We start from the raw sequence: 26,407 nt of genomic DNA, 5'->3' as shown, positions 1-26,407 counted from the left end.
AGAACTGAGCCTGATCAAGTCAGTGGGCGGATTCTCACACGACGGGCCGGCCCCCAGCCGAGCCCCCCCGGCGATCCTTCACAAGTTGTGGGGTGAGCCACCAGGCCAACGCGCCTACGATCAATGCCCTCCTGTGCATGCCCCTCGCCGTGGCCGCGGAAGCCGACCAGCAGCTTTCGCTCGCCGCCGCCCTCGGTCTGCCCGAGCAGCCCCCCACAGGCTCAGCGCGGCCCCGCCAGCGCCAGCCGGCCCCAGAAGCTGCGCCGGCAGCCCCCCCAGAGAGCGACACCGACCTGCCCGCCTGGCACCACCACGGCCTGGTGGAGCCGGAGCAGCTCACACCGATGCTGCGCCACTACGTGGAGCTCAAGCGCGCCCACCCCGACCGGGTGCTGCTCTACCGCCTGGGCGACTTCTTCGAGTGCTTTTTCGAAGACGCCATCACCCTCTCGCGCCTGCTGGAGCTCACCCTCACCGGCAAGGAGGGCGGCAAGGGCATCGGCCGGGTGCCGATGGCGGGCATCCCCCACCATGCCGCCGAGCGCTACTGCGGCGAACTGGTGCGCCGCGGCCTGTGCGTGGCCCTGTGCGACCAGCTCGAAACCACCCCCGCCAAGGGCGAGCTGCTCAAGCGCGGCATCACCCGGGTGCTCACCCCCGGCACCGTGCTCGAGGAGGGCCTGCTGGCCGCCCGCCGCAACAACTGGCTGTGCGCCGTGGTGCTGGAGGGCGCCGGCAGCTCAGCCGCCCGCTGGGGTCTGGCGGTGGCCGATGTCAGCACGGGCGAATTCCGGGTCACTGAGCGCGCCGGCAGCGACGCCCTGCACCAGGAGCTGCTGCAGGTGGAAGCCGCCGAGGTGCTCTGGCCCTCTGCCAGCCGCCCCGAAGCCGCCAGCTCAGACGCCACCAGCCCCGCCTGGTGCCCCGACGCCCTGCGACTGACGCCCCTGCCCCGCACCCCCTTTGAAGCGCTGGAAGCCAGCACCACCCTCAAGCAACGCTTCAGCCTGGCCAGCCTGTCGGGCCTGGGGCTGGGCGAGCTGCCCCTGGCGCTGCGGGCGGCCGGCGGCCTGGTGGCCTACCTCGACAGCACCCTGCAGGAGCAGCAGGTGCCCCTGGATCCCCCCACCACCTGGCACGCCGGCGACCAGCTGGTGCTCGATGCCGCCACCCGCCGCAACCTGGAGCTCACCAAAACCCAGCTGGGCGGCCAGCTGCAGGGCTCCCTGCTGTGGGCGCTGGATCGCACCCACACCGCCATGGGCGGCCGCTGCCTGCGCCGCTGGCTGCTGGCACCGCTGGTGGAGCGCGCCGCGATCCTGGAGCGCCAGGGCGGCGTCAGCGAGCTGGTGGAGCAGCGCAGCCTGCGGCTGGCGATCCGCCGGCTGCTGCGCCCCATGGGCGACCTGGAGCGCCTGGCCGGCCGAGCCGGCGCCGGCAGCGCCTCGGCCCGTGATCTGGTGGCCCTGGCCGATGGTCTGGAGCGCCTGCCCCAGCTAGCGGCCCAGCTCGCCCAGGCCACCAGCGCCCCGCTACAGGCCCTGGCCCGCCCCTGGCCCGAGCTCGACACCCTGGCCGCCGCGCTGCGCCACACCCTGCTCGACACCCCACCCCTATCGCTCACTGAAGGCGGCCTGATCCACGACGGCGTCGACCCCAGCCTCGACGAGCTGCGCAACCAGCTCGACGACCAGGACGCCTGGCTAACCCAGCAGGAGGCCGAAGAGCGCCGGCTCAGCGGCGTCAGCACCCTCAAACTCCAGTACCACCGCACCTTCGGCTACTTCCTGGCGGTGTCCAAGGCCAAGGCGGCAGCGGTACCCCAGCACTGGATCCGCCGCCAAACCCTGGCCAACGAGGAGCGCTTCGTCACCCCGGCCCTGCGCCACCGCGAGGGCGCCATCCAGCAGCTCAAGGCCCGCGCCGCCCAGCGCGAATACGAGCTGTTCTGCGCCCTGCGGGCCCAGGTGGGCGAGCAGGCCGCCGCCATCCGCCACGCCGCCCGGCTGGTGGCCGAGCTCGATGCGATCGCATCGCTGGCGGAGGTGGCCGCCACCAGCGGCTACTGCTGCCCCGAGATCACCGACCCCAGCGGCCCCGAAGCCCGCCTGCTGACCATCGAGGCCGGCCGCCACCCGGTGGTGGAGCAGTTGCTGGTGGAGGAGCCCTTCACCGCCAACAGCATCCGCCTTGGGGCCACCCCCGACCTCATCATCCTCACCGGCCCCAACGCCAGCGGCAAAAGCTGCTACCTGCGCCAGACCGGCCTGCTGCAGCTGATGGCCCAGATGGGCAGCTGGATCCCCGCCAAATCGGCCCGCCTCGGCATCGCCGACCGCATCTTCACCCGCGTCGGCGCCGGCGACGACCTGGCGGCCGGCCAGTCCACCTTCATGGTGGAGATGGCCGAAACCGCCAACATCCTTCACCACGCCACGCCACGCTCGCTGGTGCTGCTCGACGAGATCGGCCGCGGCACCGCCACCTTCGACGGTCTCTCGATCGCCTGGGCCGTGGCCGAACACCTGGCCACCCCGCCCGAGCGCGGCGGCCTCGGCGCCCGCAGCATCTTCGCCACCCATTACCACGAGCTCAACGCGCTGGCGGAGCTGCTGCCCAACGTCGCCAACGCGCAGGTGCTGGTGCGGGAAACCGGCGACGCCCTGCTGTTCCTGCACCAGGTGGCCCCCGGCGGCGCCAGCCGCAGCTACGGCATCGAGGCCGCCCGCCTGGCCGGTGTGCCCGCCGCGGTGGTGCTGCGCGCCCGCCAGGTGCTGGGCCGCATCGAAGCCAACAGCGTCGTACGCGTGGGTCAGCAGGAAGCCGGCGGGGCAGACGGTGCGCTCGCCGCCTGAAGCCAGGCCGCCCGCAGCAGGGCGTTGCAGGCCGCGGCCACCAGTCCGGCTCCGCCCTTGGAGCCCTCGAGCCGGATGTGGGCCAGGCCACTCGCAGCCAGGTGACGCTTGCTCTCCGCCACCCCCACAAACCCCACCGGCATGCCGATCACCAGGGCCGGCTTTGCACCCTGTGCCAGCAACACCTCCAGGGCTGTGGGCGCGCTGCCGATCAGCACCACCGCGGGCTGCTGCAGCTCCGCCAGGGCCGCGGCCATGCCCGCCGCTGTGCGCGTGGAGCCCGCCGGCGCCTGATCCGGCGCCCAATCGAGCACGCTGCGCACCGGATGGCCGAAGGTGCGCCGCGCCATTGGCGCCACCGCCGCCGCCGCCATCGCCGTGTCGGTAAGGATCGGCGCCCCGGCGGCCAAGGCTGCTAGCCCCGCCTCACAAGCCCCCAGCGACCAACGCAGCTCGGCCACCAGGCTCGGATCGCCGCTGCTGTGGATCAGCCGCAACAGCACGTCCTGCTGCAAGGGCGTCAGTGGAGCCAGGGCCGCCGCCACCCCCGGCAGCTCCCAAATCAGCCGCAGGCTCTCGCGAAAGATCGGGTGATCAAAGGCCTGCTCAAACGCCTGCTCGCCTTCTGAGGGCATGAACAACGGCAGCAAACTCAGCCCAGGTTGTGCCCTGTGGGCGCGAGCGCTCCTAAATTCTGTACAGCCTGTACAGAATTAGGCACACACCCGGCGGCGACCCCGCCGCAGCACCGTGACCAACCCCGACACAACCCTGGGCGTGGAGGAGGCTCGCCGCCGGCTCCCGGAACTGCTGGAGCGGGCCGCCGCCGGCGAGCGCTTCGTCATCCAGCGGCATCGCACCCCCATGGCCGCCCTGGTGCCGCTGGCGGGGCGAGCACCCACCGATCCCCGCAGGCGCCAGCAGCAGGTGCAGAGCCTGATGGCCCTGCAGGGCAGCGGCCGCGGCTGCTGGGACCCCAACCAGCGCCACCCGGCGCGGCCGGCGCCACCGCCACCGGCCTTCGTTCAGCCGGTTCAAAACCTCGGCCCTCAGGCTCCAGGGCAACGCACCTTCAATCCGCGGCTGCTGGCCCAGGGCTCGCGAATCGCCCTCGATGGCACGGCCCTGGTGGCGTTCCTGGCAGATGCCAAGAACGCCGGCAAGCATCTCCAACCCCTGATGCAGGGCATCGCCGCGGGCTACTGGATCGGGGTCGTGAGCGCCGTGAGCCTGATCCGGGTGCTCGAGGGGCCCCTGGCCCAAGGCGACGAGGCCCTGGCCCAGCGCTACGCCAAGGCGTTCGACAACCCCCAGCACTGGCAGCTGGTGCCCGCCGATGCGGCCATTGCAGCAGCGGCCGTGCGCTTGCGCCGCCAGGAGCCCCAGCTCGATGACAGCGCCGCCATCGAACTGGCCACCGCCATCCACACCGATGCGACGGTGCTGGTCACCGACCATCCCGCCCTGGCCCAAACTGGCCAGCACCCCGTGCTCAGCGCCCTGCGCCTCTGAGCCCCCACCCCATGCCCATTCACCTGTTCTGGGGCGACGACGAGGCGGCCCGCAACCGTGCCGTGGAGGCGCTGGTGCAGGAGCAGCTCGATCCCAGCTGGGCCAGCCTCAACCTGAGCCGCCTCGATGGCAACGACAGCGCCCAGGCGGCCCAGGCGCTGGAGGAAGCCCGCACGCCCCCCTTCGGCGCCGGGGCCCGGGTGGTGCTGCTGCAGCGCAGCCCGTTCTGCAGCCAGTGCCCGGCCGAGCTGGCGGAAGGCTTTGAGGCGGCCCTGGCCCAGGTGGCCGACAGCTGCCACCTGCTGCTGGTCAGCCCCGGCAAACCCGACGCCCGCCTGCGCACCACCAAGGCCCTGCAGAAGCTGGTGAAGGCCGGCGAGGCCAGCGAGCAGAGCTTTGCCCTGCCGGCCATCTGGGACGGCGCCGGCCAGGTGGAGCTGGTGAGCCGCACCGCCCAGGAGCTGGGGCTGAAGCTGGAGCCGGCCGCAGCCGAAGCCCTGGCCGACGCCGTGGGCAGCGACAGCGCCCGCCTGGCCAGTGAGCTCGAAAAGCTGAGCCTTTACGCGACACCGGGCGCGCCGATCTCTCTGGCCGCCGTGCAGGCCCTGGTGGGCGGCCAGAGCACCAGCGCCCTGGCGGTGGGCGATGCGCTGCTGGCGGGCCAGCCGGCCGAGGCCATCGCCCGGCTGGATGCCCTGCTGGAGGCCAACGAACCGGCCCTGCGCATCGTGGCCGCCCTCACCAGTCAGATCCGCGGCTGGCTCTGGGTGACGCTGCTGGAGCGGGCCGGCGAGCAGGACGTGGCCGTGATCGCCAAGGCCGCCGGCATTGGCAACCCCAAACGCATCTACGTGATGCGCAAACAGATCCGCGGCCGCCAGCCCGCCGTCTTCCTGCGCCTGCTCAGCCAGCTCCTCGATGTCGAAGCCGCCCTCAAACGCGGCACCGAAGCCGGCGACGCCTTTCGCGACGGTTTCCTGCTCAGCTCCTAAGCCCAACCCCCACCACAGACCAGGACGGATAATCAACCCTTCTGTCCCAGACCCCCACCACCGTCGCCCCCGCCATGGCCCTGCTGGTTCAGAAATTTGGTGGCACCTCGGTGGCCGATGTGGAGCGGATCCAGGCGGTGGCCCGCCGCGTCGCCCGCTGCCGCGAAGACGGCCATGAGCTGGTGATCGTGGTGTCGGCGATGGGCCACACCACCGACCAGCTCACGGGCCTGGCCCGGGCGATCAGCGCCCATCCGCCCCAGCGGGAGATGGACATGCTGCTGGCCACGGGCGAGCAGGTGTCGATCGCCCTGCTCTCGATGGCGCTCCATGCCGAGGGCGTGCCAGCGGTGTCGATGACCGGCACCCAGGCGGGGATCGTCACCGAGTCGGCCCACGGCCGTGCCCGCATCCTCGAGATCCGCACCGAACGGCTGCAGCGCCTGCTGGCCGAAGGCCAGGTGGTGGTGGTGGCGGGCTTCCAGGGCACCAGCAGCGGCGCCGGCGGCACCCCCGAGATCACCACCCTGGGCCGCGGCGGCTCCGACACCTCGGCGGTGGCCCTGGCCGCAGCGCTCGGGGCCGACGCCTGCGAGATCTACACCGATGTGCCCGGTGTGCTCACCACCGACCCCCGCAAGGTGGCCGATGCACAGCTGATGGCCACCGTCACCTGCGACGAGATGCTCGAGCTGGCCAGCCTGGGAGCGTCCGTGTTGCATCCGCGGGCGGTGGAGATCGCCCGCAACTACGGCGTGCCCCTGGTGGTGCGCTCCAGCTGGAACGAGGAGCCCGGCACCCTGCTTACCAGCGGCACAGCCCGGCCGATTGGCCACGAGGGGCTGGAGCTGGGCAAGCCGGTGGATGGCGCCGAGCTCGACACCGACCAGGCCGTTCTGGCCCTCTCCCATGTGCCCGACCGGCCCGGGGTGGCTGCCCAGCTGTTCGAAGCCCTGGGCGCGGCCGGCCTCAACGTCGACCTGATCGTGCAGGCCACCCACGAAGGGGCTTCCAACGACATCGCCTTCACCCTGGCGGCCGCCGAGAGCGACCGGGCCCAGCTGGTGTGCCGCGAGGTGCTGGCCGGGATGGGGGCGGCGCTTGGCGATGGCGGCGCCCAGCTCAGCGCCGAAGCCGGCCTGGCCAAGCTGAGCATTTCCGGCGCCGGCATCATGGGCCGGCCGGGCGTCGCCGCCCGCCTGTTTGACACCCTGGCCCGCGCCGGCATCAACCTGCGCCTGATCGCCACCAGCGAGGTGAAGGTGAGCGTGCTGGTGGCGGGGCACCAGGCCGCCAAGGCCCTGCGGGCTGCCGCCGAGGCCTTCGAGCTGCCGGAGCAGCACCTGCGCCGCGATCCCGAGCCCTGCCACCTGGGGGACCCCGCCGTGCGCGGCGTCGCCCTCGACCACGACCAGGCCCAGGTGGCGGTGCAGCGCCTGCCCGACCGCCCCGGCACCGCCGCAGCCGTGTGCCGCACCCTGGCCGATGCCGGCATCAGCCTCGACGCGATCGTCCAATCGGAGCGCACCCATGACGGCCCTAGCAGGGACATGAGCTTCGTGCTCAAGCGCGACGATCTGGCCCGGGCCGAGCAGACCCTGGCCCCCCTGCTGCGCCAGTGGCCTGGCGCCCACTTCGAGCAGGGGCCCGCCATCGCCCGCGTCAGCGCCGTCGGTGCCGGCATGCCCTGCACCCCCGGCACCGCCGCCCGCATGTTCCGCTGCCTGGCCGATGCCGGCATCAACATCGAGCTGATCGCCACCAGCGAAATCCGCACCAGCTGCGTGGTGGCCGAAGCCGACGGCGTGCGGGCCCTGCAGGCCGTGCACGCCGCCTTTGGCCTGGGTGGCGCGATCAGCCACCGGGCCGAAGGCACCGAAGCCGCCGTTTAGGCCTTGCCCACCAGCTTCTGGCGCAGGGTCTTGATCTTGTCGCGCAGGTTGGCGGCCTCCTCAAACTCCAGGCTCTTGGCGGCGGTCTTCATCTTGTCTTCGAGCTGCTGAATCAGCTCCGGCAGGGCATCGAGGGGCACCTCGTTGTGCTCGGCCTGCTCGGTGGCCTGCTCCAGTTGGTCGTCGTTCAGCCGGCGCGACACCTCCAGGAAGGCCAATATCGAATTGCCCGCCCGCTTGCCAGCGGGGCTGGGCGTGATGCCGTGCTTCTCGTTGTAGGCGTGCTGGATGGCACGGCGACGCTCCGTTTCTGAGATGGCCTTGGCCATCGAATCGGTGAGGTTGTCGGCGTAGAGCAGCGCCACCCCCTCGATGTGGCGCGCCGCACGGCCGATGGTCTGAATCAAAGAGCGCTCAGCCCGCAGGAAGCCTTCCTTGTCGGCATCGAGGATCGCCACCAGCGACACCTCCGGCAGATCCAGGCCTTCGCGCAGCAGGTTCACGCCCACCAGCACGTCGTATTCACCATTGCGCAAATCCTGAATGATCTCGATCCGCTCAAGCGAGTGGATCTCCGAGTGCAGGTAGCGCACCCGCACGCCGTTTTCGGCCAGGTAGTCGGTGAGGTCTTCAGCCATGCGCTTGGTGAGCGTCGTCACCAGCACCCGCTCCTGCTTGTCGGCCCGCACCCGGATCTCGCCCAGCAGGTCGTCCACCTGCCCCTCGGTGGGGCGCACCTCCACGATCGGATCGAGCACACCGGTGGGGCGGATCACCTGCTCCACCACCTGGCCGCTGCTCTGCTCGAGTTCCCAATTGCCGGGGGTGGCGCTCACAAAGATCGTCTGCTTCGCCTTCTCCCAAAACTCCGAACCCTTGAGCGGCCGGTTGTCGGCGGCGCTGGGCAGGCGGAAGCCGTGCTCGATCAGCACCTGCTTGCGCGCCTGGTCGCCGTTGTACATGGCCTGCAGCTGGGAGCAGGTGACGTGGCTCTCATCGACCACCAGTAACCAGTCGTCGGGGAAGTAGTCGATCAGGCACTCCGGCGGCGTGCCCGCTTCCCGCCGCGCCAGGTGGCGGGCGTAGTTCTCAACGCCGTTGCAGTAGCCCACCTGCTCGAGCATCTCCAGGTCGTAGGTGGTGCGCTGCTCCAGCCGCTGGGCCTCCAGCAGCCGGCCCTGGCCGTTGAGCACATCCAACCGTTCCCGCATTTCGGTGCGAATCGCCTGGATCGCCTCGGCCAGCCGCTCCTTGGGCGTCACGAAGTGCTTGGCCGGATAGATGTTGATGCTCTCCAGGCTCTGCAGGATCTCGCCGGTGGTGGGATCCACGTAGCGGATCGCCTCCACCTCATCGCCAAACAGCTCAACCCGCACAAGGCGGTCTTCGTAGGCCGGGCCGATCTCCAGCACATCGCCCCGCACCCGGAAACGGCCGCGCGAGATCTCCAGGTCATTGCGGGAATACTGGTTGTTCACCAGCTCCCGCAGCGAGCCGCGCAGATTGAGCGTTTCGCCCACCTGGAATTTCACGGCCGCCTTGAGGTATTCCGAGGGAATCCCCAGGCCGTAGATGCAGCTGATCGAGGCCACCACGATCACATCCTTGCGCTCAAACAACGAGCGCGTCGCCGAGTGGCGCAGCATGTCGATCTCTTCGTTGATCGACGCTGTTTTGGCGATGTAGGTGTCGGAGACAGGCACATACGCCTCCGGCTGGTAGTAGTCGTAGTAGCTGATGAAGTACTCAACGGCGTTGTTCGGGAAAAACTCCCGCAACTCGTTGCAGAGCTGGGCCGCCAGGGTCTTGTTGTGGGCTAGCACCAGCGCCGGACGCCCGGTTTGGGCGATCACATTGGCGATCGTGAACGTCTTGCCCGTACCGGTGGCCCCCAGCAGGGTCTGGTAGCGCTCGCCGCCATCAACGCCCTGAACCAGCCCAGCGATGGCGGTGGGCTGGTCACCCTTGGGCTGGTAGGGGGCGTGGAGTTGGAACGGAACCATGCCCCCATTGTCGGGGTCAGGCCACTGGAGTTGCGGTGATCAAGGCCGCCAGGGCTTCCCGCAGGCCGCGCACCACCGCCACCATCGCCAGCGGATCCTCCAGCCGGTTGACGGCCGAGCCCACGCCCACCCCGGCGGCGCCGGCGGCAATCGCCAGCGGCAGGGTGACAGCCGACAGGCCGGAGGCGCACAGCACGGGAGCCTCACAACCGGCCGCCGCCAGGGCGCGGCTGATCGCATGGGCCGCCGCCAGGGTGGGGGCTGCCTTCTCAATCAGGCCGAGGGTGCCGGCGCTGAAGGGCTTGGCGCTGGTGCCGCCCTCGGTCTGAATGATGTCGGCGCCGGCAGCCACCAGATCCACCGCCAGCTGCTCCTGCTGATCCAGGGGCAGCACGTGGGGCACGGTGACGCTCAGCACCACCTGGGGCAGCAGCGCGCGGGTGCGGCGGGTGAGCTCCAGCACCTCGGCGGCGTCGAAGATCCGGCCCTGGGGGTAGAACGCGTCGTAGTTGCCGATCTCCACCATGGCGGCGCCGGCGGCCACGGCGGCGGGGAACAGCTCAGGCTCCACGGCGCTGACGCAGATCGGCAGCTGGCTGGCTTCGGCGGCGCGGCGCACCAGCGCCGGATCACAGGCCACATCGATCAGATCGGCGCCGCCCTGGCCGGCCGCCTGGCTGATGCGCTCCACGGCGGCAACATCGAAGTTGGTGAGGCCGGCGATCACCTTGAGCAGGCGACGCTCGGCCAACGCGGCCTGCAGCGCGCTGGGCAGCTGATCGAGACGCGACTTCGCAACCATGGGACACAACCATTGAAATAGTGGGGTGATTCTCCCATCCGGGCCACGCTGGAGCCCCGACCACCTGCGCCTGCACCGCCACCTGCTGCGCCACCCGCAGCTGCTGCCGGAAGGGGCCACGCTGCTGCTGGCGGTGTCCGGAGGCCAGGATTCCATGGCGATGCTGGCCCTGCTGCACGACCTGCAGCGGCTGCACCACTGGCGCTTGCTGCTGTGGCACGGCGATCACCGCTGGCGCCCCGAATCCGGCCGCCAGGCCGCGGAGCTAGCCGCCTGGACCGCCGCCCAGGGGCTGACCCTCCACATCGATCGCTGGGAGCAGCCGCCCGCGTCGCCCAACGCCACAGCGCAGCCCAGTGAAGAGGGCGCCCGCGCCTGGCGCTACGGCCAGCTGGAGGCCCGAGCCCGGGAGCTGGGGGCCAGCCACGTGGTGACGGCCCACACCGCCAGCGACCGGGCCGAAACCCTGCTGCTGCACCTGGCCCGCGGCAGCCACCGCCGCGGCCTGGCCAGCCTGCGCAGCCTGCGCCCCCTCACCTCCGGCCCGAGCCCGCTGCTGCTGGCCCGGCCCCTGCTGCCCTTCTCCCGCGCCGACACGGGCCGCCTCTGCGGGCAACTGGATCTGCCCTTGTTGCACGACCCGTGCAACAACGACCGCCGCTACAGCCGCAACCGCATCCGAGCCGAGGTGCTGCCCGTGCTGGAAGCCCTGCATCCCGGCGCCGCAGTGCGCATCAGCGCCCAGGCCGAGCGGCTGATGGACGAGGTGGACTGCGGCGGCGAACTGGTGGACCTGGCCCTGCAAGCCCTCGACAGCGCCAGCGCCTCGCAAGCCACGCCAGCCCTGCAACGCCGGCTGCTGGTGGCCCTGGCGCCCGCCAACCAGCGCCAGCTGCTGCACCGCTGGCTCGAGCGCCACACCGGGCAGGTGCTGGCGGCCCGCCCGCTGGAGGACCTGCGGCAGCGGCTGCAATCCGGCCAGGCTCCAGGCGGCGCCCATCTGGGCGCGGGTTGGCAGCTGCGCTGGGATCGCTTCACACTGTGGCTCGACCCTCCTGCCCCACAGCCGCCGCCATGACCGCCGCCTCCATGGCCGCCACACCAGACCCTCTGCAGCAGCGCTACGAGGCGATTGAGCGGGTGTACAGCGAACGCCGGTGGGACGACGTGGCCCGGCGGAGCGAAGAACTGCTGCTGGAGCTACCCGACGACCCCGGCCATCCCCTGCGCCAGCGCCTGCAGCTGCTGCTCGGTCACACCTACCTGTATGGCTACCAAGACGCCGTTACGGCATCCGGCTTCTACAGCCGGGTGCAGGCCGCCACCCAGGAGCCGGTGCTTGTGGAGATCGCCGCCCTGGGACTCCAGCAGTGCAGTAGCCAAACGGTGACCCCACCGCCGACACCCGAGCCGGCCCCAGCAGAAGCGAGGCCCGTCGCCCTGCCTGCCATGCCCTGGATGGAGCAACTGGGTGGCGTTGATCCGGCAGCCCCATCAACGCTGCCCGAGCTCGCGGTGGAGCTGCCGCAGCTGGCAGTGGAGGTGATCGACGAACCCGAGCTGATCGAAGTGGCCGTCAGCCAAGAGCTGCCGGCTGCCATTCAGGAGCTGCCGATCGAGCCCATCAACCACCTGAGCCCCGAGGAGACAGCCGAGCTCTCCAAGGGGCTGTTGCGGGTGGTGATCCGCTGAGACCCCGCCTGAACCGGGGCCTCAGCCCACGGCGGCGGCGGAGCCGCGGCGGCGGGTGCGGCCGGAGTGTTCGGGCTCGAGTTCGGCTGGTGCCGGTGTTTTCACAGCCACAGCTGGGGCAGACGCGGCGGCAGCTGCGGGGGCAGGGGCGCCAACGGCAGCAAGCTGACGCTGGGGTGCCGGAACTGCACCGTCGCGGCCACGGCCGCCTCCATCACGACCGCCATCACGGCCGCCCCGACCCCGGGGAGCTGGACGGCTATCGGGCTCGGCGTCGACGCGGCCCTTATAGGCCGGCGTGCCGGCGGGAGCGGGCTGCACTAGGCAGATGATCAGGGGCTCCACCTGCAGCTCCCGGCGCAGGCGGCGCTGCAGGCCCACCTCCACCTCGCGCTGCACGCCCACCCAATCCACGTCGGGAGCCTTGCCGCCGGTGTTGCGGCAGAGCTGGTTCCAGCGGTTCTCCAGCACCCAGCCGATTTCCCGCTCGGCCCACATCGAGAGCTTGCGGGCGTCGGCCGTGGTCACCACACCGCGGATGTTCACCCGCGGCGGCGCGGCCATCACCCCATCGGTGCTGATCACGGCCAGCAGGGTGATCACGCCGTCTTCCGCCAACTGCTGGCGCTCCTTCAGCACCCGGGCATCGACGATGCCGTTGCGGGAGGCATCGAGCAGCTCGATGCCGGCCTTCACCGGATCGCCCTTGCTGATCGAATCGGGGCTGAGCTGCACCACATCACCGTTGTCGATGATCAGGATGTTGTCGGCGGGCACGCCCATCGATTGGGCGGTTTTGCTGTGGGCCACCAACATGCGGTGCTCACCGTGCACCGGCACGAAGTATTTGGGCTTGGTGAGGGCCAGCATCAGCTTCTGGTCTTCCTGGAAGCCGTGGCCAGACACGTGAATGCCTTCGCCCTTGCCGTACACCACCTTGGCACCGAGCATCATCAGCCGGTCGATGGTGTTCACCACCGAGATGGTGTTGCCGGGGATCGGGCTGGCCGAGAAGATGATCGTGTCGGAGCTCTTCACCTGCACCTGGGGATGCTCACCACGGGAGATGCGGCTCAGGGCGGCGAGCGGCTCACCCTGGCTACCGGTCATCAGCAGCAGGGTTTCGCGGTCGGGCAGATCACGGATCTGCTTGATCGGCACAAACAGATCATCGGGGGCGCGCATGTAGCCCAACTCACGCGCCTTGGCGATCACGTTGAGCATGGAGCGGCCCAGCAATCCCACCTTGCGGCCGTTCTTGAGGGCCAGCTCCAGGATCATCGACACCCGGTGAATCGAGCTGGCGAAGGTGGTGATGATCACCCGGCCTTCGGCCTGGGCGATGTGACGATCCAGCGCTGGGAACACCGAGCGCTCGGGAGGGCAGAAGCCCGGCACCTCAGCATTGGTGGAATCGCTGAACAGGCAGAGCACGCCTTGGTCGCCGTAGTGGGCCAGGCGGGCCATGTCGAAGGTTTCGCCATCCACCGGCGTGTGGTCAAACTTGAAGTCGCCGGTGAAGATCACCGTGCCCACGGGGCTGGTGATGGCCAGCGAGAAGCTGTCGGCCATCGAGTGGGTGTTGCGGATGAACTCCACCGAGAAGTGCTGGCCCACCTTCACCACATCGCGCGGGGCGACGGTTTGGAGAATGGTGCGGTCCATCACACCGGCCTCTTCCATCTTGCCGGTGAGCATGGCCAGCGCCAGGCGCGGCCCATGGATCACGGGGATGGTGAAGTTCTTGAGGTGGTGGGCAATGCCACCGATGTGATCTTCGTGACCGTGGGTCACGATCATGCCGCGGATGCGCTTCTGGTTTTCCTTCAGATAACTGGTGTCCGGCATCACCACGTTGACGCCGTGCATGCCATCGCTGGGGAAGGCCAGGCCGGCATCCACCAGCATGATGTCGTCGCCGTACTCGAACACGCAGGTGTTCTTGCCGATCTCATGCAGGCCGCCGAGGGGAATCACACGCAGGGCCGGCTTCTTGATACCGGATGGGTTGGCGCCGTTGGAATGGGTCATACAAACAAAAACGATTTAGGGAATGGAAACAATCGGACTAGAACTGGTCTCAAGCCTTGGCGTCAGGTAGGACGCAGGGCGGCCAGGGTTTCAGAGAGGCGTTGTCGCACGTCGGCGGTGGCAGAAAGCAAAGGAAGACGGGGGGCACCCACCGGCCAGCCGCAGAGCTCCAGGGCGGCTTTGACGGGGATGGGGTTGGTGGTGCAGAACAGCGCCTTGCAGAGGGGCAACAGCTGCTCATGCAGGGCAAGGGCCTCGGCCAGATCGCCGGCGAGGAAGGCGCGGATCATGGCGCTGATCTGAGGCCCAGCCAGATGGCTGGCCACACTCACCACGCCCGCGGCCCCCACCGCCAGCATCGGCAGGGTGAGGGCGTCGTCGCCGCTGTAGATGGCCAGGCGGTCGCCGCAGAGGGCCCGCAGGGCACTCACCTCTTCGGTGGTGCCGCTGGCGGCCTTGAAGCTCACCACGTTGGGGCAGTCGAGCAGCCGGGCCACGGTGGCCGGCTCCAGGCTGGTGCCGGTGCGGCCCGGGATGTTATAGAGCATCAGAGGCAGCTCAGGAGCTGCCGCGGCCACGGCGCGGAAATGGGCCTCCAGGCCGTCCTGGGGGGGCTTGTTGTAGTAAGGCACCACCACCAGGGCGCCGTCGGCACCGAGGGCCGCCGCCTCCCGGGTGGCTTCCACCGCCTCGGCGGTGCAGTTGCTGCCACTGCCGGCAATCAGCTTGGCGCGGCCGCCCACGGCACCCTTCACCGCCGCAAACAAGGCATGCTGCTCAGCCCAGCTGAGGGTGGGCGACTCGCCGGTGGTGCCGCACACCACCAAGCCATCGGACCCCTGGCTCACCAGGTGCTCGGCCAACCGGGCCGTGAGCGCCAGATCCACCGAACCATCGGCGGCAAACGGCGTCACCATCGCCGTCAGCACGCGCCCAAATGGCGCGGACGACCCCGGGGCGAGGCTCAAGCGGCACCTCCTGGCGTGGCTGTCGGGCCCTGGATCAGCAGTTCGGCGATCTGGATGGCATTGAGGGCCGCACCCTTGCGGATCTGATCACCGCAGAGCCAAAGCTCCAGGGCGTTGGGCTCGCTGAGGTCCTGGCGGATGCGGCCCACGGCCACCGGATCGCGGCCGGTCACGTCGGTGGGCATGGGGAAGCGGTTGGCTTCGAAGTTTTCCAGCAGCTCCACGCCAGGCGCCACCGCCAGCAGGGCGCGGGCCTCATCCACCGGGAAGGGCTCGTGAAACTCGATGTTGACGGCTTCCGAGTGGGCCCGCAGCACCGGCACCCGCACACAGGTGGCCGAAAGCCGCAGCTCGGGCGTGCCCATGATCTTGCGGGTTTCGTTGACCATCTTGAGCTCCTCCTCGCAATAGCCGTTGGGCTGCAGCGGCGAGTTGTGCAGAAACAGGTTGAAGGCAAGCGAATGGGGCAGCACCTCACTCACCGGTTCGCCCCCGTCGAGCACCGTGCGGCTGAGGTTGCGCAGCTCCTCCATGGCGCGGGCCCCGGCGCCGCTGGCGCTCTGGTAAGTGCTCACCACCACCCGGCGGATCGCCCGCTTGGCCGCCAGGGGAGCCAGGGCCAGGGTGAGCAGGATCGTGGTGCAGTTGGGGTTGGCAATGATGCCGCGATGGCCGAAGGCGGCCTCCGGATTCACCTCGGGCACCACCAGCGGCACCTCCGGATCCATACGGAAGGCACTGGAGTTGTCGATCACCACGGCACCAGCGCTCGCCGCCACCGGGGCCCACTGGCGCGACACCGAACCCCCGGCCGAAGCCAACACCACATCCACCCCGTCAAAGGCCGAGGCCTCCACGGGCTGAATCGTGAGCGCCTGATCGCGCCAGCGCAGGCTCTGGCCCGCGGAGCGGGGCGACGCCAAGGGGATCAGCTCCGCCACGGGGAACTGCCGCTCGTCGAGCAGCTCCAGCAGCTCCTGGCCCACCGCGCCAGTGGCGCCCAACACCGCCACCCGCAGGGGTCGGTTGGGAAGGGAAGTGGGGGTGGGGGAAGGGGCGGTCTGGGCGGCGGTCAAGGGAACGGGAATGGAATCAAAAGCTGGTGGCGGAAGCGGAGCGGGCTGAAACGGACCCGTGCCGAGGGCAAGAAGCTGCCGCAAAGAAGAGGCCTGCAACCAGACCGAAACCTTGCTGATTGGGAAGCTATCGCCTTCGTCGTGCGCCGATCGAACAATACGCGTTCAGAGCTCGGAACGGTCAGTTTCTAGGATGAAGGGCTGCAACTGTTTTCCATGAGCTCTGCCGCCGCCACCGCCACGCTGACCGTCAAGGCCACCCCCCGCCCGGGCAGCCGCGTGGCCCTGGAGGTGGCCATCCCCGGCGGCCGCAGCCAGGCCAGCTACGACGCGGCCGTGGAGAAGCTGAGCCGCAGCATCAAGCTGCCCGGCTTCCGCAAGGGCAAGGTGCCCCGCCCAGTGTTGCTGCAGCAGATCGGCCCCCTACGCATCAGGGCCACCGCCCTGGAAGACCTGGTGGATGCCGCCTTCCGCGACGCCCTGGAGCAGGAGCCGGTGGCGGCCATCGGCCGGCCCGAGCTGAGCGAAGGCTTCGAGGCCGTGCTGGAGCGCTTCGAACCCGGCAGCGCGCTCACGATCACCCTGGAGCTCGACGTCGAGCCCACCCCCAGCCTCAAGGCCACCAAGGGGCTCAAGGCCGAGGCCGAAGCGATTGCCTACGACCCCGCCCGCGTGGACGAGTTGATCGAGCAATCGCGCAAGCAGCTCGCCACCCTGGTGCCGGTGGAGGGCCGCCCCGCCGCCAGCGGCGATGTGGCGGTGCTCAGCTTCAGCGGCGTTTACACCGACACCAACGAGGCGATCAGCGGCGGCAGCAGCGATGCCATGGAGGTGGAGCTGGAGGAGGGCCGCATGATCCCGGGCTTCGTTGAGGGCGTGATCGGCATGGCGGTGGGCGACAGCAAAACCATCGACTGCCAGTTCCCCGAGAGCTACCCCCAGGAGGACGCCGCCGGTCGAGCGGCCCGCTTCGAGATCAGCCTCAAAGACCTCAAAAGCCGGGAGCTGCCCGCCCTCGACGACGCCTTCGCCCAGCAGGCCAGCGACAAAGCCACCCTGGCGGAGCTGCGCGCCGATCTGGAAACCCGGCTCAAGGACGACGCCGAGCGCCGGGCCAAGGCCAGCCGTCACGACGCCCTGCTGGCCGCCCTGGTGGAGGAGCTCGAGGTGGAGCTGCCCGAAACCCTGGTGCAGCAGGAAATCCGCAACCTGGTGGAGCAGACCGCCGGCCAGATCGCCCAGCAGGGGATGGACGTCAAAAAGCTGTTCACCCCCGACCTGGTGCGCAGCCTGATGGACACCTCCCGCCCCGAGGCCGAGGAGCGTCTGCGCCGCAGCCTGGCCCTCAAGGCCCTGGCCACCGCCGAAAAGATCGAGGTGGAAGCCCAGGAGCTGGAAACCAAGGTGAAGGAGATCAGCCGCGGCCTCAGCCAGCAGGGCAACATCGATCCCGAACGGCTGCGCCTGGCCGTGGCCGACGACCTGCTGCGCGACAAGCTGCTGGAGTGGCTGGAAGCCAACAGCACCATCACCGAAAAAGCTCCCGAGGACGCTGCGAAGCAAGACGCTGCCATGAGCGGTGATCAGGCCAAGCCCAAGGCGAAAGCCAAAGCGAAAGCAACCAAGGCCGAAAGCAAGGCCGCCGCGACCACCGACGCTTGATCCGGGCCCGGTGCCGGGTCAAAGCCCATAGATTGCAACCACGAGCCCTCCCCCGCGCGTGATCGACGCCACCATCCGCCATCCCATCCACAGCAGCTGGAGCCCCAGCGGCTCCCCCGGGGTGCTGCCCACGGTGGTGGAGCAGTCGGGCAAGGGCGATCGCGCCTTCGACATCTACTCGCGCCTGCTGCGCGAGCGGATCATCTTCCTGGGCACCGGCATCGACGACCAGGTGGCCGACTCGCTGGTGGCCCAGCTGCTGTTTCTGGAAGCCGAAGATCCGGAAAAGGACATCCAGATCTACGTGAATTCGCCCGGGGGCTCGGTGACAGCCGGCCTAGCGATCTACGACACCATGCAGCAGGTGGCTCCCGACGTGGTGACCATCTGCTACGGCCTGGCGGCCTCGATGGGCGCCTTCCTGCTCTCGGGTGGCACCAAGGGCAAGCGACTCGCCCTGCCCAACGCCCGGATCATGATTCACCAGCCCCTCGGCGGCGCCCAGGGCCAGGCCGTCGACATTGAAATCCAGGCCAAGGAAATCCTGTTCCTCAAAGACACCCTCAACGGGCTGATGGCCGAGCACACCGGCCAACCGCTCGAAAGGATCACCGAAGACACCGACCGCGACTACTTCCTTTCACCGGCGGAAGCGGTTGAATACGGCCTCATCGATCGGGTTGTGACCGACTCCGGCCCGGTTTGATCCTTAAGGTCGGCTGACGAACCGTCATTTCCCGTCGATCCTGGATCCAGGCCCTCTGCCCGCCCGTCGCCGCCCCGAATGGCCAAGTTCGACGCCCACCTGAAGTGCTCGTTCTGCGGCAAGTCGCAGGAACAGGTGCGCAAGCTGATCGCTGGTCCAGGCGTTTACATCTGCGATGAATGCATCGATCTCTGCAACGAGATCCTGGATGAGGAACTGGTGGACGGCCAGAGCAGCAGCGGTGGCAGTGGCAGTGGCGGGCGCCATACCCCGGACACCAGCCGCAGCAAGGCGCCTACCAAGAAAACGTCCAAGCCTGCCCCCACCCTGGCGGAGGTGCCCAAGCCCCAGGAGATCAAGGCCTTCCTCGACCGCCAGGTGGTGGGTCAGGAAGAAGCCAAGAAAAACCTGTCCGTGGCGGTGTACAACCACTACAAGCGTCTGGCCTGGCAGGGCGATGGCAAGGGTGAAACCGACCAGACAGCCACGCGCCTGCACAAGAGCAACATCCTGCTGATCGGCCCCACCGGCTGCGGCAAGACCCTGCTGGCCCAAACCCTGGCCGACATGCTCGACGTGCCCTTTGCGGTGGCCGACGCCACCACCCTCACCGAGGCGGGCTACGTCGGCGAAGACGTGGAAAACATCCTGCTGCGCCTGCTGCAGAAGGCCGATCTGGATGTGGAGCAGGCCCAGCGCGGCATCATCTACATCGACGAGATCGACAAGATCGCCCGCAAGAGCGAAAACCCCTCGATCACCCGCGATGTGTCCGGCGAGGGAGTGCAGCAGGCGCTGCTGAAGATGCTGGAGGGCACCGTGGCCAACGTGCCGCCCCAGGGTGGACGCAAACATCCCTATCAAGACTGCATCCAGATCGACACCAGCCAGATCCTGTTCATCTGCGGCGGCGCCTTTGTGGGCCTCGAAGATGTGGTGCAGAAGCGAATGGGCCGCAACGCCATCGGCTTCATCAACGCCGATGGCAGCAGCCGGCCCCGCAGCGGCAAGGATCGCCATGCGGCGGAGGTATTGCGCCACCTCGAACCCGAAGACCTGGTGCGCTACGGCCTGATTCCCGAATTCATCGGGCGCCTGCCGGTGAGCGCGGTGCTCGAACCCCTCGACACGCCCGCCCTGGAGGCCATCCTCACCGAACCTCGCGACGCCCTGGTCAAGCAGTTCCAGACGCTGCTGAGCATGGACAACGTCGCACTGGAGTTCGAACCGGGGGCCGTCGAAGCCATCGCCATCGAGGCCCACCGCCGCAAGACCGGCGCCCGGGCCCTGCGGGGCATCGTGGAGGAGCTGATGCTCGATCTGATGTACGACCTGCCCTCCCGCAAGGACGTCAAGGCCTTCACCGTGACCCGGGAGCTGGTGGAGCAGCGAAGCAAGGGCAAGGTGGTGCCGCTGGGCGCCGGCAACCTCGACGAAGCCCAACAGGCCAGCGCCTGAGGCCGGGCCCCGCTGCCCCTGCACCGATGTCCGCCGCCGACCACCTGCAGGTGCCGCGCCAGCACGGCCTGTTCTTGCACCACGGCATCGACCTGGGCGACGGCAGCGTGGCCCACTACCTGGAGGGGCGCGAAATTCTGCGCAGCCCGGTGGCGGAGTTCAGCCGCGGCGAACCGATGGCGGCGGTGCCCTACGCCGCAGGCACCTGCTCACCGGCCGGAGTGACCCTGCGGCGGGCCATGGGCCGGCTGGGCGAGCAGAACTACAACCTGCTGTTCAACAACTGCGAACACTTCGCCCACTGGTGCAAAACCGGCCGCCACCGCAGCGCCCAGGTCGAAGACTGGCTGCGCACCGGCAGCCTCGGGGCCCTGGCCCTCGGCCAATGGATGCCAGCTGCTGTGCTCACCGGCGCCCGGCTGCTGCTGCGCCAGAACATCCAATTCGAGCAGGGCAAGGAGCTGGCCCGCCGCAGCCTGGCCCAACTCGACCAGCTGCGCCTGAGCCTGCAGCAGAAGCTGGAGGAGGAGCTGAGCCGGGCCGAGGCGCGCTGGGGCCAGGATCGCTTCGAAAGCCTGCGGCTGGCCGCCCAGAACCTGGCCGACCGGCTCACGGAGGTGGAGGAGCTGGAAGAGCGGCTGCGGCGTCAGTTCGAACCGGGACAGGACCAGTAACCTCAAGCGGCGATGTCCAGCTACCAGCCCCTCCACCACAAGTACCGGCCCCAGCGCTTCGACCAGCTGGTGGGTCAGGAGGCGATCGCCGCCACCCTGGGCAACGCCCTGCGCACCGGCCGAATCGCCCCGGCCTACCTGTTCTGCGGCCCGCGCGGCACCGGCAAAACCTCCAGCGCCCGCATCCTGGCCCGCTCGCTCAACTGCATCGGCAGCGATGGGCCCACGCCTAATCCCTGCGGTGTGTGCGAGCTGTGCACCTCCATCGCCGCCGGCAATGCCCTCGATGTGATCGAGATCGACGCCGCCTCCAACACCGGCGTCGACAACATCCGCGAGCTGATCGAGCGCTCCCGCTTCGCACCGGTGCAGGCCCGCTGGAAGGTGTACGTGGTGGACGAGTGCCACATGCTCTCCACCGCCGCCTTCAACGCCCTGCTCAAAACCCTCGAAGAGCCGCCACCGCGGGTGGTGTTCGTGCTGGCCACCACCGACCCCCAGCGGGTGCTGCCCACGATCCTCAGCCGTTGCCAGCGCTTCGATTTCCGCCGCATCCCCCTGCAGGCTCTGGAGCAGCACCTGGGCTGGATCGCCGAGCAGGAGTCGATCGGCATTACCCCCGAAGCCCTGCACGTGGTGGCCCAGCGGGCCCAGGGGGGCCTGCGCGACGCCGAGAGCCTGCTTGATCAGCTCAGCCTGCTGCCGGCGCCGATCGAGGCCATGGCGGTGTGGGAGCTGCTGGGGGCAGTGCCAGAGCAGGAGCTGCTGGCGCTGGCCCGGGCCCTGGCTGGCGCCGAACCCCTCGCCCTGCTGGAGAGCAGCCGGGAGCTGCTGGAGCGGGGCCGGGAGCCCGCCGCGGTGCTGCAGGGGTTGGTCAGTCTGCTGCGCGATCTGGTGCTAGCCGGCACCGCCCCCGACCGGCTCGAGCTCACCAGCGTGTCGCCCCAGTTCCGCACCGAGCTGCCCGATCTAGCCCGCTCCATCGGCAAGGCGCGCCTGCTGCAGTGGCAGGCCCAGCTCAAAGGCAGCGAGCAGCAGCTGCGCCACAGCGTCAACCCGCGCCTGTGGCTGGAGGTGCTGCTGCTAGGCCTGCTGGCCGAACCGGTTGCCACAGCCACAGCGGCTCCGGTGGCCGCACCAGTCTCCGCGCCTGCATCAACCCCCGCACCCGCCCCAGCTCCAATTCCGGTTCCCGTGGCCGCGGCCGCCCCCCTGCCGGCCACCCCGGCACCACCAGCAGCCGCACCAGCAGTCGCTCCGGCCGCCGAAAACGCCACCAACCTGCCAGAGCTGTGGCAACAGATCCTGGCTGGGCTGGAGCTGCCTTCCACCCGCATGCTGCTGTCCCAGCAGGCCCAGCTGGTGCGCCTTGACGAGCGCCGGGCGGTGGTGCAGGTGGCCGGCAACTGGATGGCCATGGTGCAGAGCCGCGCCTCCCTGTTGGAGGCCGCCGTGGCCAAGGCCCTGGGCAGCCCGCGGCAGCTGGTTTTGGAAGGCGGGGGCGAACACACGCCCCCCCCCAGCGCCGCCCCAGCGCCAGCGGTCACCCGGGTGATTGCGCCCCCAGCTCCTGCCGCAACTCCTGCCCCAGCCCCAACCCCGACTCCCGCGGCCATGAGTCCCTCAGCGCCGGTGGCCCAGACCCCAATGGCCCAGCCGGCTGCGGCTGCGATTCCAACGCCTGCTCCAACCCCCGCTCCAGCTCCAGCTCCGGCCGCCCCCCTCGATGAAAAGGCGAGGCGGCTGGCCGAGTTCTTCAACGGCGAGGTGATCGAACTCGATGGCCCGCTCGACGGCATTCCCTCCAACGAAGCGGCGGCCTGAACCACGGCGGTCTGAACCAGCCAGGGCTTAAACGGTCCCCCTGGCTCAGGCGGTGGCCGGATCCTCGATCGGGGTGTCCTCGTCTTCGCCGAGGTGCATGGTTTTGACCCACACCAGGGTCTTGGGCAACAGCGCCATGCGCAGGCTGGTCCAGGGAATCACCACAAACCAGTGGGCCAGGTAGGCGATGCCCAGGGCCAGGTTCCAGGGATTCATCGCCGGCAGCGCCGGGCCTTCGCTGGGACGGCGGCAGCCCGCCAGGATCGCGCCGCCCGAGAGACCAAAGGCCACAAATGAGAGGGGCCAGATCGTCGGCGGGGTGCGGGTGAGCACGGCGCCGAGCAGATCGGCGATCGCCACCACGGGCAAGACGTACTGAAGCAGGAAAAAGCAGGCCAGATCGAGTTTCTGAGTGCCGTTAAGCCGATCCGAGAGCAGGCCCGGCCCGTAGTCGAAGAAGCGCTGCAGGCCGCCTTCAGCCCAGCGCTGACGCTGGCGCCACAGGGCCGCCAGGCTGAGCACGGCCTCCTCCTGCACCGGCGGGTCCCACAGGATCCCGATCGGCTGACCATCAAGCAGCAACCGGAAACTGAGGTCGAGATCGTCGGTGACCGTGGCCTCGTTGAAGCCACCGCTGCTGAGCAGGGCATCGCGGCGCAGCAACTGGCCGTTGCCCCGCAGCTCCGCCACACCGCCCACCGCCAGTCGGCCCTGCTGGATCACCGCATCCAGGGCCATCTCCATGGCCTGGGCCCGGGTGAGCCAGTTGGCGTTGGCATTCACCTCCGCCTTGCGCAGCTGCACCGCCGACCAGCCACCCGCCTCGGCGTAGGGGATGAGCTGCTCCAGGGTGTCGCTCTGGAGATCGGCATCGGCATCGAGCACAAACATCCAGCGCCCCTGCAGCTGCTGAAGCACGAGGTTGAGGGCGCCGGATTTGCCACCGCCGGCATCGGGCTCCCGGCGCAGCACCTGCAGAAAAGGATGGCGCTCCTGCAGCTCCGCTAACACCTGAGGGGTGCGGTCGCGGCTGGCGTCGTCGATCACCCAGAGCCGCAGTTGGCCCTCCGGGTAGCGCAGCTGGGCGATGCGCTCCACCAGCCGGCCGATCACGGCCTGCTCGTCGCGGGCGGCCACCACCACATCCACCGCCGGCAGCGACTCAGGCGGATGGGAGGGGTCTATGGAAGGGGGAGACGCGGGTCTGAAAGCCTGCAGCAACACGGTGCGCAAGCTGTAGCTGCCCAGCAGCAGCGCCAGGCTGAGGGCGGGAATCAGGCGCAGCGATTCGGCCAGCCAGTGGGGGGACAGGCCCGCCCAGCCACAACCGATCAGGAAGAGGGCGGACTTGCCACGACGGTGATCGGTGGAACGGTCACCCGCAGCCATGGCGATCCCGGAAGTGGCCAAACTCTAAGGGGAGCTTGCGGCAGGGCTGTTGGGCCCCGTGGGGTTCGCACCTGGCAAGGCGCCCAAGGGCTGCAGACTGGTGCCCGGGTAGTAGTGCTCGAGAATCCGCGCCAGGCTCCAGCCACGCCGGGCCAGATCGATGGCACCGGCCTGCGACAAACCGGCGCCATGGCCAAAACCACCGCCCTCAAAGCGCCAGCGCCCCAAACCATCAGGCCGCACCACAAACAACGTGCTGGGCAACTGCCGCAGGGTGCGGCGGATGGCATCGCGGCGCAGCACCTGGCGCTGCGGGGCACCTGCCGAGCCCTTCGCCTCGATCTCCAAGGCCAGCACCCGGCCGCTGGGGCCCCGCTGCAGCACCGCCACACGGGTGGGGGCAGCCAGTGGCAGGGCGGCACGGCTGAGTGCCTGCTGGATCTGGGCGGCATCGAGGCTGCGGCTCCAACGGAAGCGGGGATGGTCGAAGCCGTAGGCCCGGGCGGTGGCAGCTAGGGCCGCCGGCACCCGGGCCGGCTCCAGGGGCAGGGCGACGCGAGCCTGCACAGCAGGCGAAGCATCCACCCGCGGCCGCAGGTAGGGCAGCGCGTCGCCGCTCCACACCTCCTCAAACCCAGCCGCAATGCCGCCGTTGGTGGCGTGATACACCGCATGAATCGGGGCGCCTTGCCAGGCCAACACCTGGTGACGGGTGGCGCCGATCGCCTGGCGCACCGCCGCACCGGCCTGGCGCGGATCCGCATACACCTGGCACTGGGTGTCGGCGCAGAGGTGGTAGCCATCCACCGCAAACCGCTCCTGGTTGCGCACGGCCCAGGTGCGGGCGAGCACCGCCTGGGCTGCCAAGGCGGCCGGGGGAGCACCGGCCCCGATCTCGTGGGGCACCACGCCGAGCAGATAGCGCTCCAGGGGCACCTCCTCCACCAGCGTCCAGCTGCCGTAGGCATCGCTCTGCAGCCGGAACGGGCCGGCAAACACGCCCCCCTGCCAGCGCAGGCCCCCCGGCGCCTCGAGTCGCAGCGGACCCTCCAGCAGCAGCGGGCCATCGGAGCGCCGCAGCTCCAACACGAGGCGCTGGCGCTGCAGCTGCTCCAGCCGCCGCACGGTCACCCCCGCAGGCACCGGCGCATCGGCGGCGGCCCACACCTCCCACTCCCCCGGATGGGCGATCACCGGGCTGGCCCCGGCCTGGCGCCAGCGGGCTGCGGCCTCCTGGGCACTTTCATGACTGGCGAAGGGGCCCCACACCTGGCGCCGCAAGGTGAGGGGATCGGCCAGGGGCTCGCTGCGCCAGTGCAACTGCAGCTGGGGCGCCTGAAACCGCTGGCCGCTGGCGGTTTGCAGGGTGAGGTTGCCGGCGGCACTGCGCAGCTCCAGGGGAGCCGGCGGGCGCAGATGGGCCGCCAGGGCCACCCAGAGCACGGGTGAGGCAGCGGCCACCGCCGGCGGCGGCGGTACGGGCCAATGCAGAGCAGAGGGGGGCACCACCGCCGAAGGGACCGGAGGCACCGCCGCCCGACAGCCCCCGGCCAGCAGCAGCGAACCCATCCAGACCGCCGCCGGCATCAGCAATTGGGGCGGGGAGATCCGGGAGGAGGGCATCGCGGTGGGTCGGGGGTCTTGGTGGAAGGCACTGCCACGTCGTACTCTGGTTGTCTGTGCCCGCCGCGACGCGAGACATGCCGAAGCTCAAGACCCGCAAAGCAGCCGCCAAGCGGTTCAAGGCCACCGGCAGCGGCAAGTTCCTGCGTCGTCGGGCTTTCCGCAGCCACCTGCTCGACCACAAGAGCCCCAAGCGCAAGCGCTACCTGGGCACCATGGCAGTGGTTGACGAGCGCGATGCGGACAACGTGAGCGCCATGCTCCCCTACGCCTGACCTGCAGGCCTGCCGCCGCATCTTCAAGTTTTTATTTTTTCTGATTTCCTGCCATGGCTCGCGTCAAGAGGGGCAACGTTGCCCGCAAACGCCGTAACAAGATCCTTCGCCTCGCCCGCGGCTTCCGCGGCGGCAACGGCTCCCTCTTCCGCACCGCCAACCAGCGGGTGATGAAGGCGCTGTGCAACGCCTACCGCGACCGTCGCCGCCGCAAGCGCGACTTCCGCCGTCTGTGGATTGCCCGCATCAACGCCGCCGCCCGCCTCAACGGCCTCAGCTACAGCCGCCTGATGGGGGGTCTGAAAAAGGCTGACGTGCGCATCAACCGCAAGATGCTGGCCCAGCTCGCCGTGGTCGATCCGGCCAGCTTCACCAGCGTGGTGGGTGCCGCCAACAACTGAGTTTCACCCGTAGGTCTCCTTGGACGCCCTCCTGCCGCAGGCCTACCTGATTGGGCTGATTGTTCTCCTCGGGGTCGCCGCTGTGGTGGTGGCCCGTCAGATCTGGCGGGTGCGGGCCGATGAGGTCACCCTCGCCAAGCTGGAACAGAAGGATGCAGCCAAGCCCTCCGATGCAGCAACGCTCTACGAACTCGGCTCCGTCCAACTGCGCAAGCGGCTCTACGGTCAGGCGGCAGAGTCTCTGAAACAGGCCTTGAAAAAGGCTGAAGCCTCCAAGGAACCTCCCGAAGCCCAGGCCGTGATCCAAAACGCCCTGGGTTTTGCGTTAGCTGCCCAAAACAACTACAAGGGCGCCCTTCGCCACTACCGCCTGGCCCTGGAGGCCAAGCCGGCCTATCCCGTGGCGCTCAACAATTTGGCTTACGCCCTCGAAAAGCAGCTCAAGCTTGAAGAAGCCCGGGCCACCTACGAGCAGGTGATCGCCCTGGATGCCAGCAACAAAACAGCGCGCAAACGCTTGAAGCTGCTCGAGCGCAAGGCTGGCCTCAACCAAGCCGCCTGAACCGGCCAAT

The 26,407-nt window shown here is 69.4% G+C and carries 22 protein-coding genes; 14 read left to right on the top strand and 8 right to left on the bottom strand.

All coding sequences use genetic code 11. From position 1 onward, the window contains the following. The first annotated feature begins 137 nt into the window (after window positions 1–137). Complete coding sequence (mutS, locus tag KBY70_RS10135) at window positions 138–2,855, top strand: DNA mismatch repair protein MutS (protein WP_254988414.1); 2,718 nt, start codon at window positions 138–140, stop codon at window positions 2,853–2,855. On the opposite strand, the gene KBY70_RS10130 is transcribed toward mutS, so the two are convergent. Beyond that, entirely contained in the window at window positions 2,813–3,490 is a 678-nt protein-coding gene (locus KBY70_RS10130) for a precorrin-8X methylmutase (protein ID WP_094559215.1), read from the bottom strand. The two genes, mutS and KBY70_RS10130, sit on opposite strands and share 43 nt — an antisense overlap. Window positions 3,491–3,605: 115 nt before the next feature. Between KBY70_RS10130 and KBY70_RS10125 the strand changes: the two genes are divergently transcribed. The 3 genes from KBY70_RS10125 to KBY70_RS10115 all read left to right on the top strand — a co-directional run bounded on the left by KBY70_RS10125 (window position 3,606) and on the right by KBY70_RS10115 (window position 7,251). After that, the gene (locus KBY70_RS10125) at window positions 3,606–4,367 is read left to right on the top strand and encodes a PIN domain-containing protein (protein WP_254988413.1); all 762 of its coding nucleotides are present in this window, start codon (window positions 3,606–3,608) and stop codon (window positions 4,365–4,367) included. A gap of 11 nt (window positions 4,368–4,378) precedes the next feature. Continuing rightward, complete coding sequence (holA, locus tag KBY70_RS10120) at window positions 4,379–5,359, top strand: DNA polymerase III subunit delta (RefSeq protein ID WP_094559011.1); 981 nt, start codon at window positions 4,379–4,381, stop codon at window positions 5,357–5,359. 74 nt (window positions 5,360–5,433) lie between these two features. Beyond that, window positions 5,434–7,251 carry an aspartate kinase gene (locus KBY70_RS10115; protein ID WP_254988412.1) on the top strand — a complete coding sequence of 606 codons (1,818 nt, stop codon included), beginning with the start codon at window positions 5,434–5,436 and terminating at the stop codon, window positions 7,249–7,251. On the opposite strand, the gene uvrB is transcribed toward KBY70_RS10115, so the two are convergent. Both uvrB and KBY70_RS10105 read right to left on the bottom strand, forming a co-directional pair. Continuing rightward, window positions 7,248–9,254: an excinuclease ABC subunit UvrB gene (gene uvrB / locus KBY70_RS10110; protein WP_254988411.1), complete on the bottom strand. Its 2,007-nt coding sequence runs from the start codon at window positions 9,252–9,254 to the stop codon at window positions 7,248–7,250. The two genes, KBY70_RS10115 and uvrB, sit on opposite strands and share 4 nt — an antisense overlap. A 16-nt stretch (window positions 9,255–9,270) precedes the next feature. Further along, window positions 9,271–10,056 (bottom strand): DUF561 domain-containing protein, encoded by a 786-nt coding sequence (locus KBY70_RS10105; protein ID WP_254988410.1) that lies wholly within the window; start codon window positions 10,054–10,056, stop codon window positions 9,271–9,273. A gap of 25 nt (window positions 10,057–10,081) precedes the next feature. On the opposite strand from KBY70_RS10105, the gene tilS reads away from it, so the two are divergent. Further along, window positions 10,082–11,134 carry a tRNA lysidine(34) synthetase TilS gene (gene tilS / locus KBY70_RS10100; RefSeq protein WP_254988409.1) on the top strand — a complete coding sequence of 351 codons (1,053 nt, stop codon included), beginning with the start codon at window positions 10,082–10,084 and terminating at the stop codon, window positions 11,132–11,134. Next, the gene (locus KBY70_RS10095; RefSeq protein ID WP_094559006.1) at window positions 11,131–11,748 is read left to right on the top strand and encodes a hypothetical protein; all 618 of its coding nucleotides are present in this window, start codon (window positions 11,131–11,133) and stop codon (window positions 11,746–11,748) included. The genes tilS and KBY70_RS10095 overlap by 4 nt, the downstream gene beginning before the upstream one ends. A 21-nt stretch (window positions 11,749–11,769) precedes the next feature. Here KBY70_RS10095 and KBY70_RS10090 read toward each other — a convergent pair whose 3' ends face one another. From KBY70_RS10090 to KBY70_RS10080, 3 genes are all read right to left on the bottom strand, one after another. Then, window positions 11,770–13,779 carry a ribonuclease J gene (locus KBY70_RS10090; RefSeq protein WP_254988408.1) on the bottom strand — a complete coding sequence of 670 codons (2,010 nt, stop codon included), beginning with the start codon at window positions 13,777–13,779 and terminating at the stop codon, window positions 11,770–11,772. A gap of 62 nt (window positions 13,780–13,841) precedes the next feature. Next, a complete protein-coding gene (dapA, locus tag KBY70_RS10085; protein ID WP_254988407.1) occupies window positions 13,842–14,747 on the bottom strand; it encodes a 4-hydroxy-tetrahydrodipicolinate synthase in 906 nt (301 codons plus the stop codon). Beyond that, window positions 14,744–15,823 (bottom strand): aspartate-semialdehyde dehydrogenase, encoded by a 1,080-nt coding sequence (locus KBY70_RS10080; RefSeq protein ID WP_254988406.1) that lies wholly within the window; start codon window positions 15,821–15,823, stop codon window positions 14,744–14,746. The genes dapA and KBY70_RS10080 overlap by 4 nt, the downstream gene beginning before the upstream one ends. Window positions 15,824–16,039: 216 nt before the next feature. On the opposite strand from KBY70_RS10080, the gene tig reads away from it, so the two are divergent. The 5 genes from tig to KBY70_RS10055 all read left to right on the top strand — a co-directional run bounded on the left by tig (window position 16,040) and on the right by KBY70_RS10055 (window position 22,147). Further along, window positions 16,040–17,485 carry a trigger factor gene (gene tig / locus KBY70_RS10075; protein WP_254988405.1) on the top strand — a complete coding sequence of 482 codons (1,446 nt, stop codon included), beginning with the start codon at window positions 16,040–16,042 and terminating at the stop codon, window positions 17,483–17,485. A 58-nt stretch (window positions 17,486–17,543) separates the two neighbouring features. Then, on the top strand, window positions 17,544–18,191 hold the full coding sequence (gene clpP, locus KBY70_RS10070) for an ATP-dependent Clp endopeptidase proteolytic subunit ClpP (protein ID WP_254988404.1): 648 nt from the start codon (window positions 17,544–17,546) through the stop codon (window positions 18,189–18,191). 78 nt (window positions 18,192–18,269) lie between these two features. Next, complete coding sequence (gene clpX / locus KBY70_RS10065; RefSeq protein ID WP_254988403.1) at window positions 18,270–19,649, top strand: ATP-dependent protease ATP-binding subunit ClpX; 1,380 nt, start codon at window positions 18,270–18,272, stop codon at window positions 19,647–19,649. Window positions 19,650–19,675: 26 nt separating this feature from the next. After that, the gene (locus tag KBY70_RS10060; RefSeq protein WP_094558999.1) at window positions 19,676–20,323 is read left to right on the top strand and encodes a lecithin retinol acyltransferase family protein; all 648 of its coding nucleotides are present in this window, start codon (window positions 19,676–19,678) and stop codon (window positions 20,321–20,323) included. A gap of 12 nt (window positions 20,324–20,335) precedes the next feature. Then, window positions 20,336–22,147: a DNA polymerase III subunit gamma/tau gene (locus KBY70_RS10055; RefSeq protein ID WP_254988402.1), complete on the top strand. Its 1,812-nt coding sequence runs from the start codon at window positions 20,336–20,338 to the stop codon at window positions 22,145–22,147. A 45-nt stretch (window positions 22,148–22,192) separates the two neighbouring features. Here the strand turns inward: KBY70_RS10055 and KBY70_RS10050 are convergent, their stop codons facing one another. Both KBY70_RS10050 and KBY70_RS10045 read right to left on the bottom strand, forming a co-directional pair. After that, window positions 22,193–23,536: a glycosyltransferase gene (locus tag KBY70_RS10050; RefSeq protein WP_254988401.1), complete on the bottom strand. Its 1,344-nt coding sequence runs from the start codon at window positions 23,534–23,536 to the stop codon at window positions 22,193–22,195. 24 nt (window positions 23,537–23,560) lie between these two features. After that, a complete protein-coding gene (locus tag KBY70_RS10045; protein ID WP_254988400.1) occupies window positions 23,561–25,159 on the bottom strand; it encodes a SpoIID/LytB domain-containing protein in 1,599 nt (532 codons plus the stop codon). Window positions 25,160–25,236: 77 nt separating this feature from the next. Here KBY70_RS10045 and rpmI point away from each other — a divergent pair, with 77 nt between their 5' ends. From rpmI to KBY70_RS10030, 3 genes are read left to right on the top strand one after another with little or no spacing between them, the layout of a single operon-like run. Next, on the top strand, window positions 25,237–25,434 hold the full coding sequence (gene rpmI / locus KBY70_RS10040; RefSeq protein ID WP_094558996.1) for a 50S ribosomal protein L35: 198 nt from the start codon (window positions 25,237–25,239) through the stop codon (window positions 25,432–25,434). Window positions 25,435–25,487: 53 nt separating this feature from the next. Beyond that, window positions 25,488–25,835 carry a 50S ribosomal protein L20 gene (gene rplT / locus KBY70_RS10035; RefSeq protein WP_094558995.1) on the top strand — a complete coding sequence of 116 codons (348 nt, stop codon included), beginning with the start codon at window positions 25,488–25,490 and terminating at the stop codon, window positions 25,833–25,835. Window positions 25,836–25,854: 19 nt separating this feature from the next. After that, window positions 25,855–26,397 (top strand): tetratricopeptide repeat protein, encoded by a 543-nt coding sequence (locus KBY70_RS10030; RefSeq protein ID WP_094558994.1) that lies wholly within the window; start codon window positions 25,855–25,857, stop codon window positions 26,395–26,397. Window positions 26,398–26,407: the final 10 nt, after the last annotated feature.

The sequence above is a fragment of the Cyanobium sp. ATX 6E8 genome, assembly GCF_024346335.1.
In the GTDB taxonomy this organism is placed as follows: Bacteria; Cyanobacteriota; Cyanobacteriia; order PCC-6307; family Cyanobiaceae; genus Cyanobium_A.
The sequence above is the reverse complement of the archived record's forward strand: the minus strand, read 5'-3'. Positions and strand labels throughout refer to the sequence as shown.

Coding starts and splice junctions, on each gene's coding strand:
- mutS (WP_254988414.1), top strand. CDS start 138: ATGCCCCTCGCCGTGGCCGCGGAAGCCGACCAGCAGCTTTCGCTCGCC.
- KBY70_RS10130 (WP_094559215.1), bottom strand. CDS start 3,490: ATGCCCTCAGAAGGCGAGCAGGCGTTTGAGCAGGCCTTTGATCACCCG.
- holA (WP_094559011.1), top strand. CDS start 4,379: ATGCCCATTCACCTGTTCTGGGGCGACGACGAGGCGGCCCGCAACCGT.
- KBY70_RS10115 (WP_254988412.1), top strand. CDS start 5,434: ATGGCCCTGCTGGTTCAGAAATTTGGTGGCACCTCGGTGGCCGATGTG.
- uvrB (WP_254988411.1), bottom strand. CDS start 9,254: ATGGTTCCGTTCCAACTCCACGCCCCCTACCAGCCCAAGGGTGACCAG.
- KBY70_RS10105 (WP_254988410.1), bottom strand. CDS start 10,056: ATGGTTGCGAAGTCGCGTCTCGATCAGCTGCCCAGCGCGCTGCAGGCC.
- KBY70_RS10095 (WP_094559006.1), top strand. CDS start 11,131: ATGACCGCCGCCTCCATGGCCGCCACACCAGACCCTCTGCAGCAGCGC.
- KBY70_RS10090 (WP_254988408.1), bottom strand. CDS start 13,779: ATGACCCATTCCAACGGCGCCAACCCATCCGGTATCAAGAAGCCGGCC.
- tig (WP_254988405.1), top strand. CDS start 16,040: ATGAGCTCTGCCGCCGCCACCGCCACGCTGACCGTCAAGGCCACCCCC.
- clpX (WP_254988403.1), top strand. CDS start 18,270: ATGGCCAAGTTCGACGCCCACCTGAAGTGCTCGTTCTGCGGCAAGTCG.
- KBY70_RS10060 (WP_094558999.1), top strand. CDS start 19,676: ATGTCCGCCGCCGACCACCTGCAGGTGCCGCGCCAGCACGGCCTGTTC.
- KBY70_RS10055 (WP_254988402.1), top strand. CDS start 20,336: ATGTCCAGCTACCAGCCCCTCCACCACAAGTACCGGCCCCAGCGCTTC.
- KBY70_RS10050 (WP_254988401.1), bottom strand. CDS start 23,536: ATGGCTGCGGGTGACCGTTCCACCGATCACCGTCGTGGCAAGTCCGCC.
- KBY70_RS10045 (WP_254988400.1), bottom strand. CDS start 25,159: ATGCCCTCCTCCCGGATCTCCCCGCCCCAATTGCTGATGCCGGCGGCG.
- rpmI (WP_094558996.1), top strand. CDS start 25,237: ATGCCGAAGCTCAAGACCCGCAAAGCAGCCGCCAAGCGGTTCAAGGCC.
- rplT (WP_094558995.1), top strand. CDS start 25,488: ATGGCTCGCGTCAAGAGGGGCAACGTTGCCCGCAAACGCCGTAACAAG.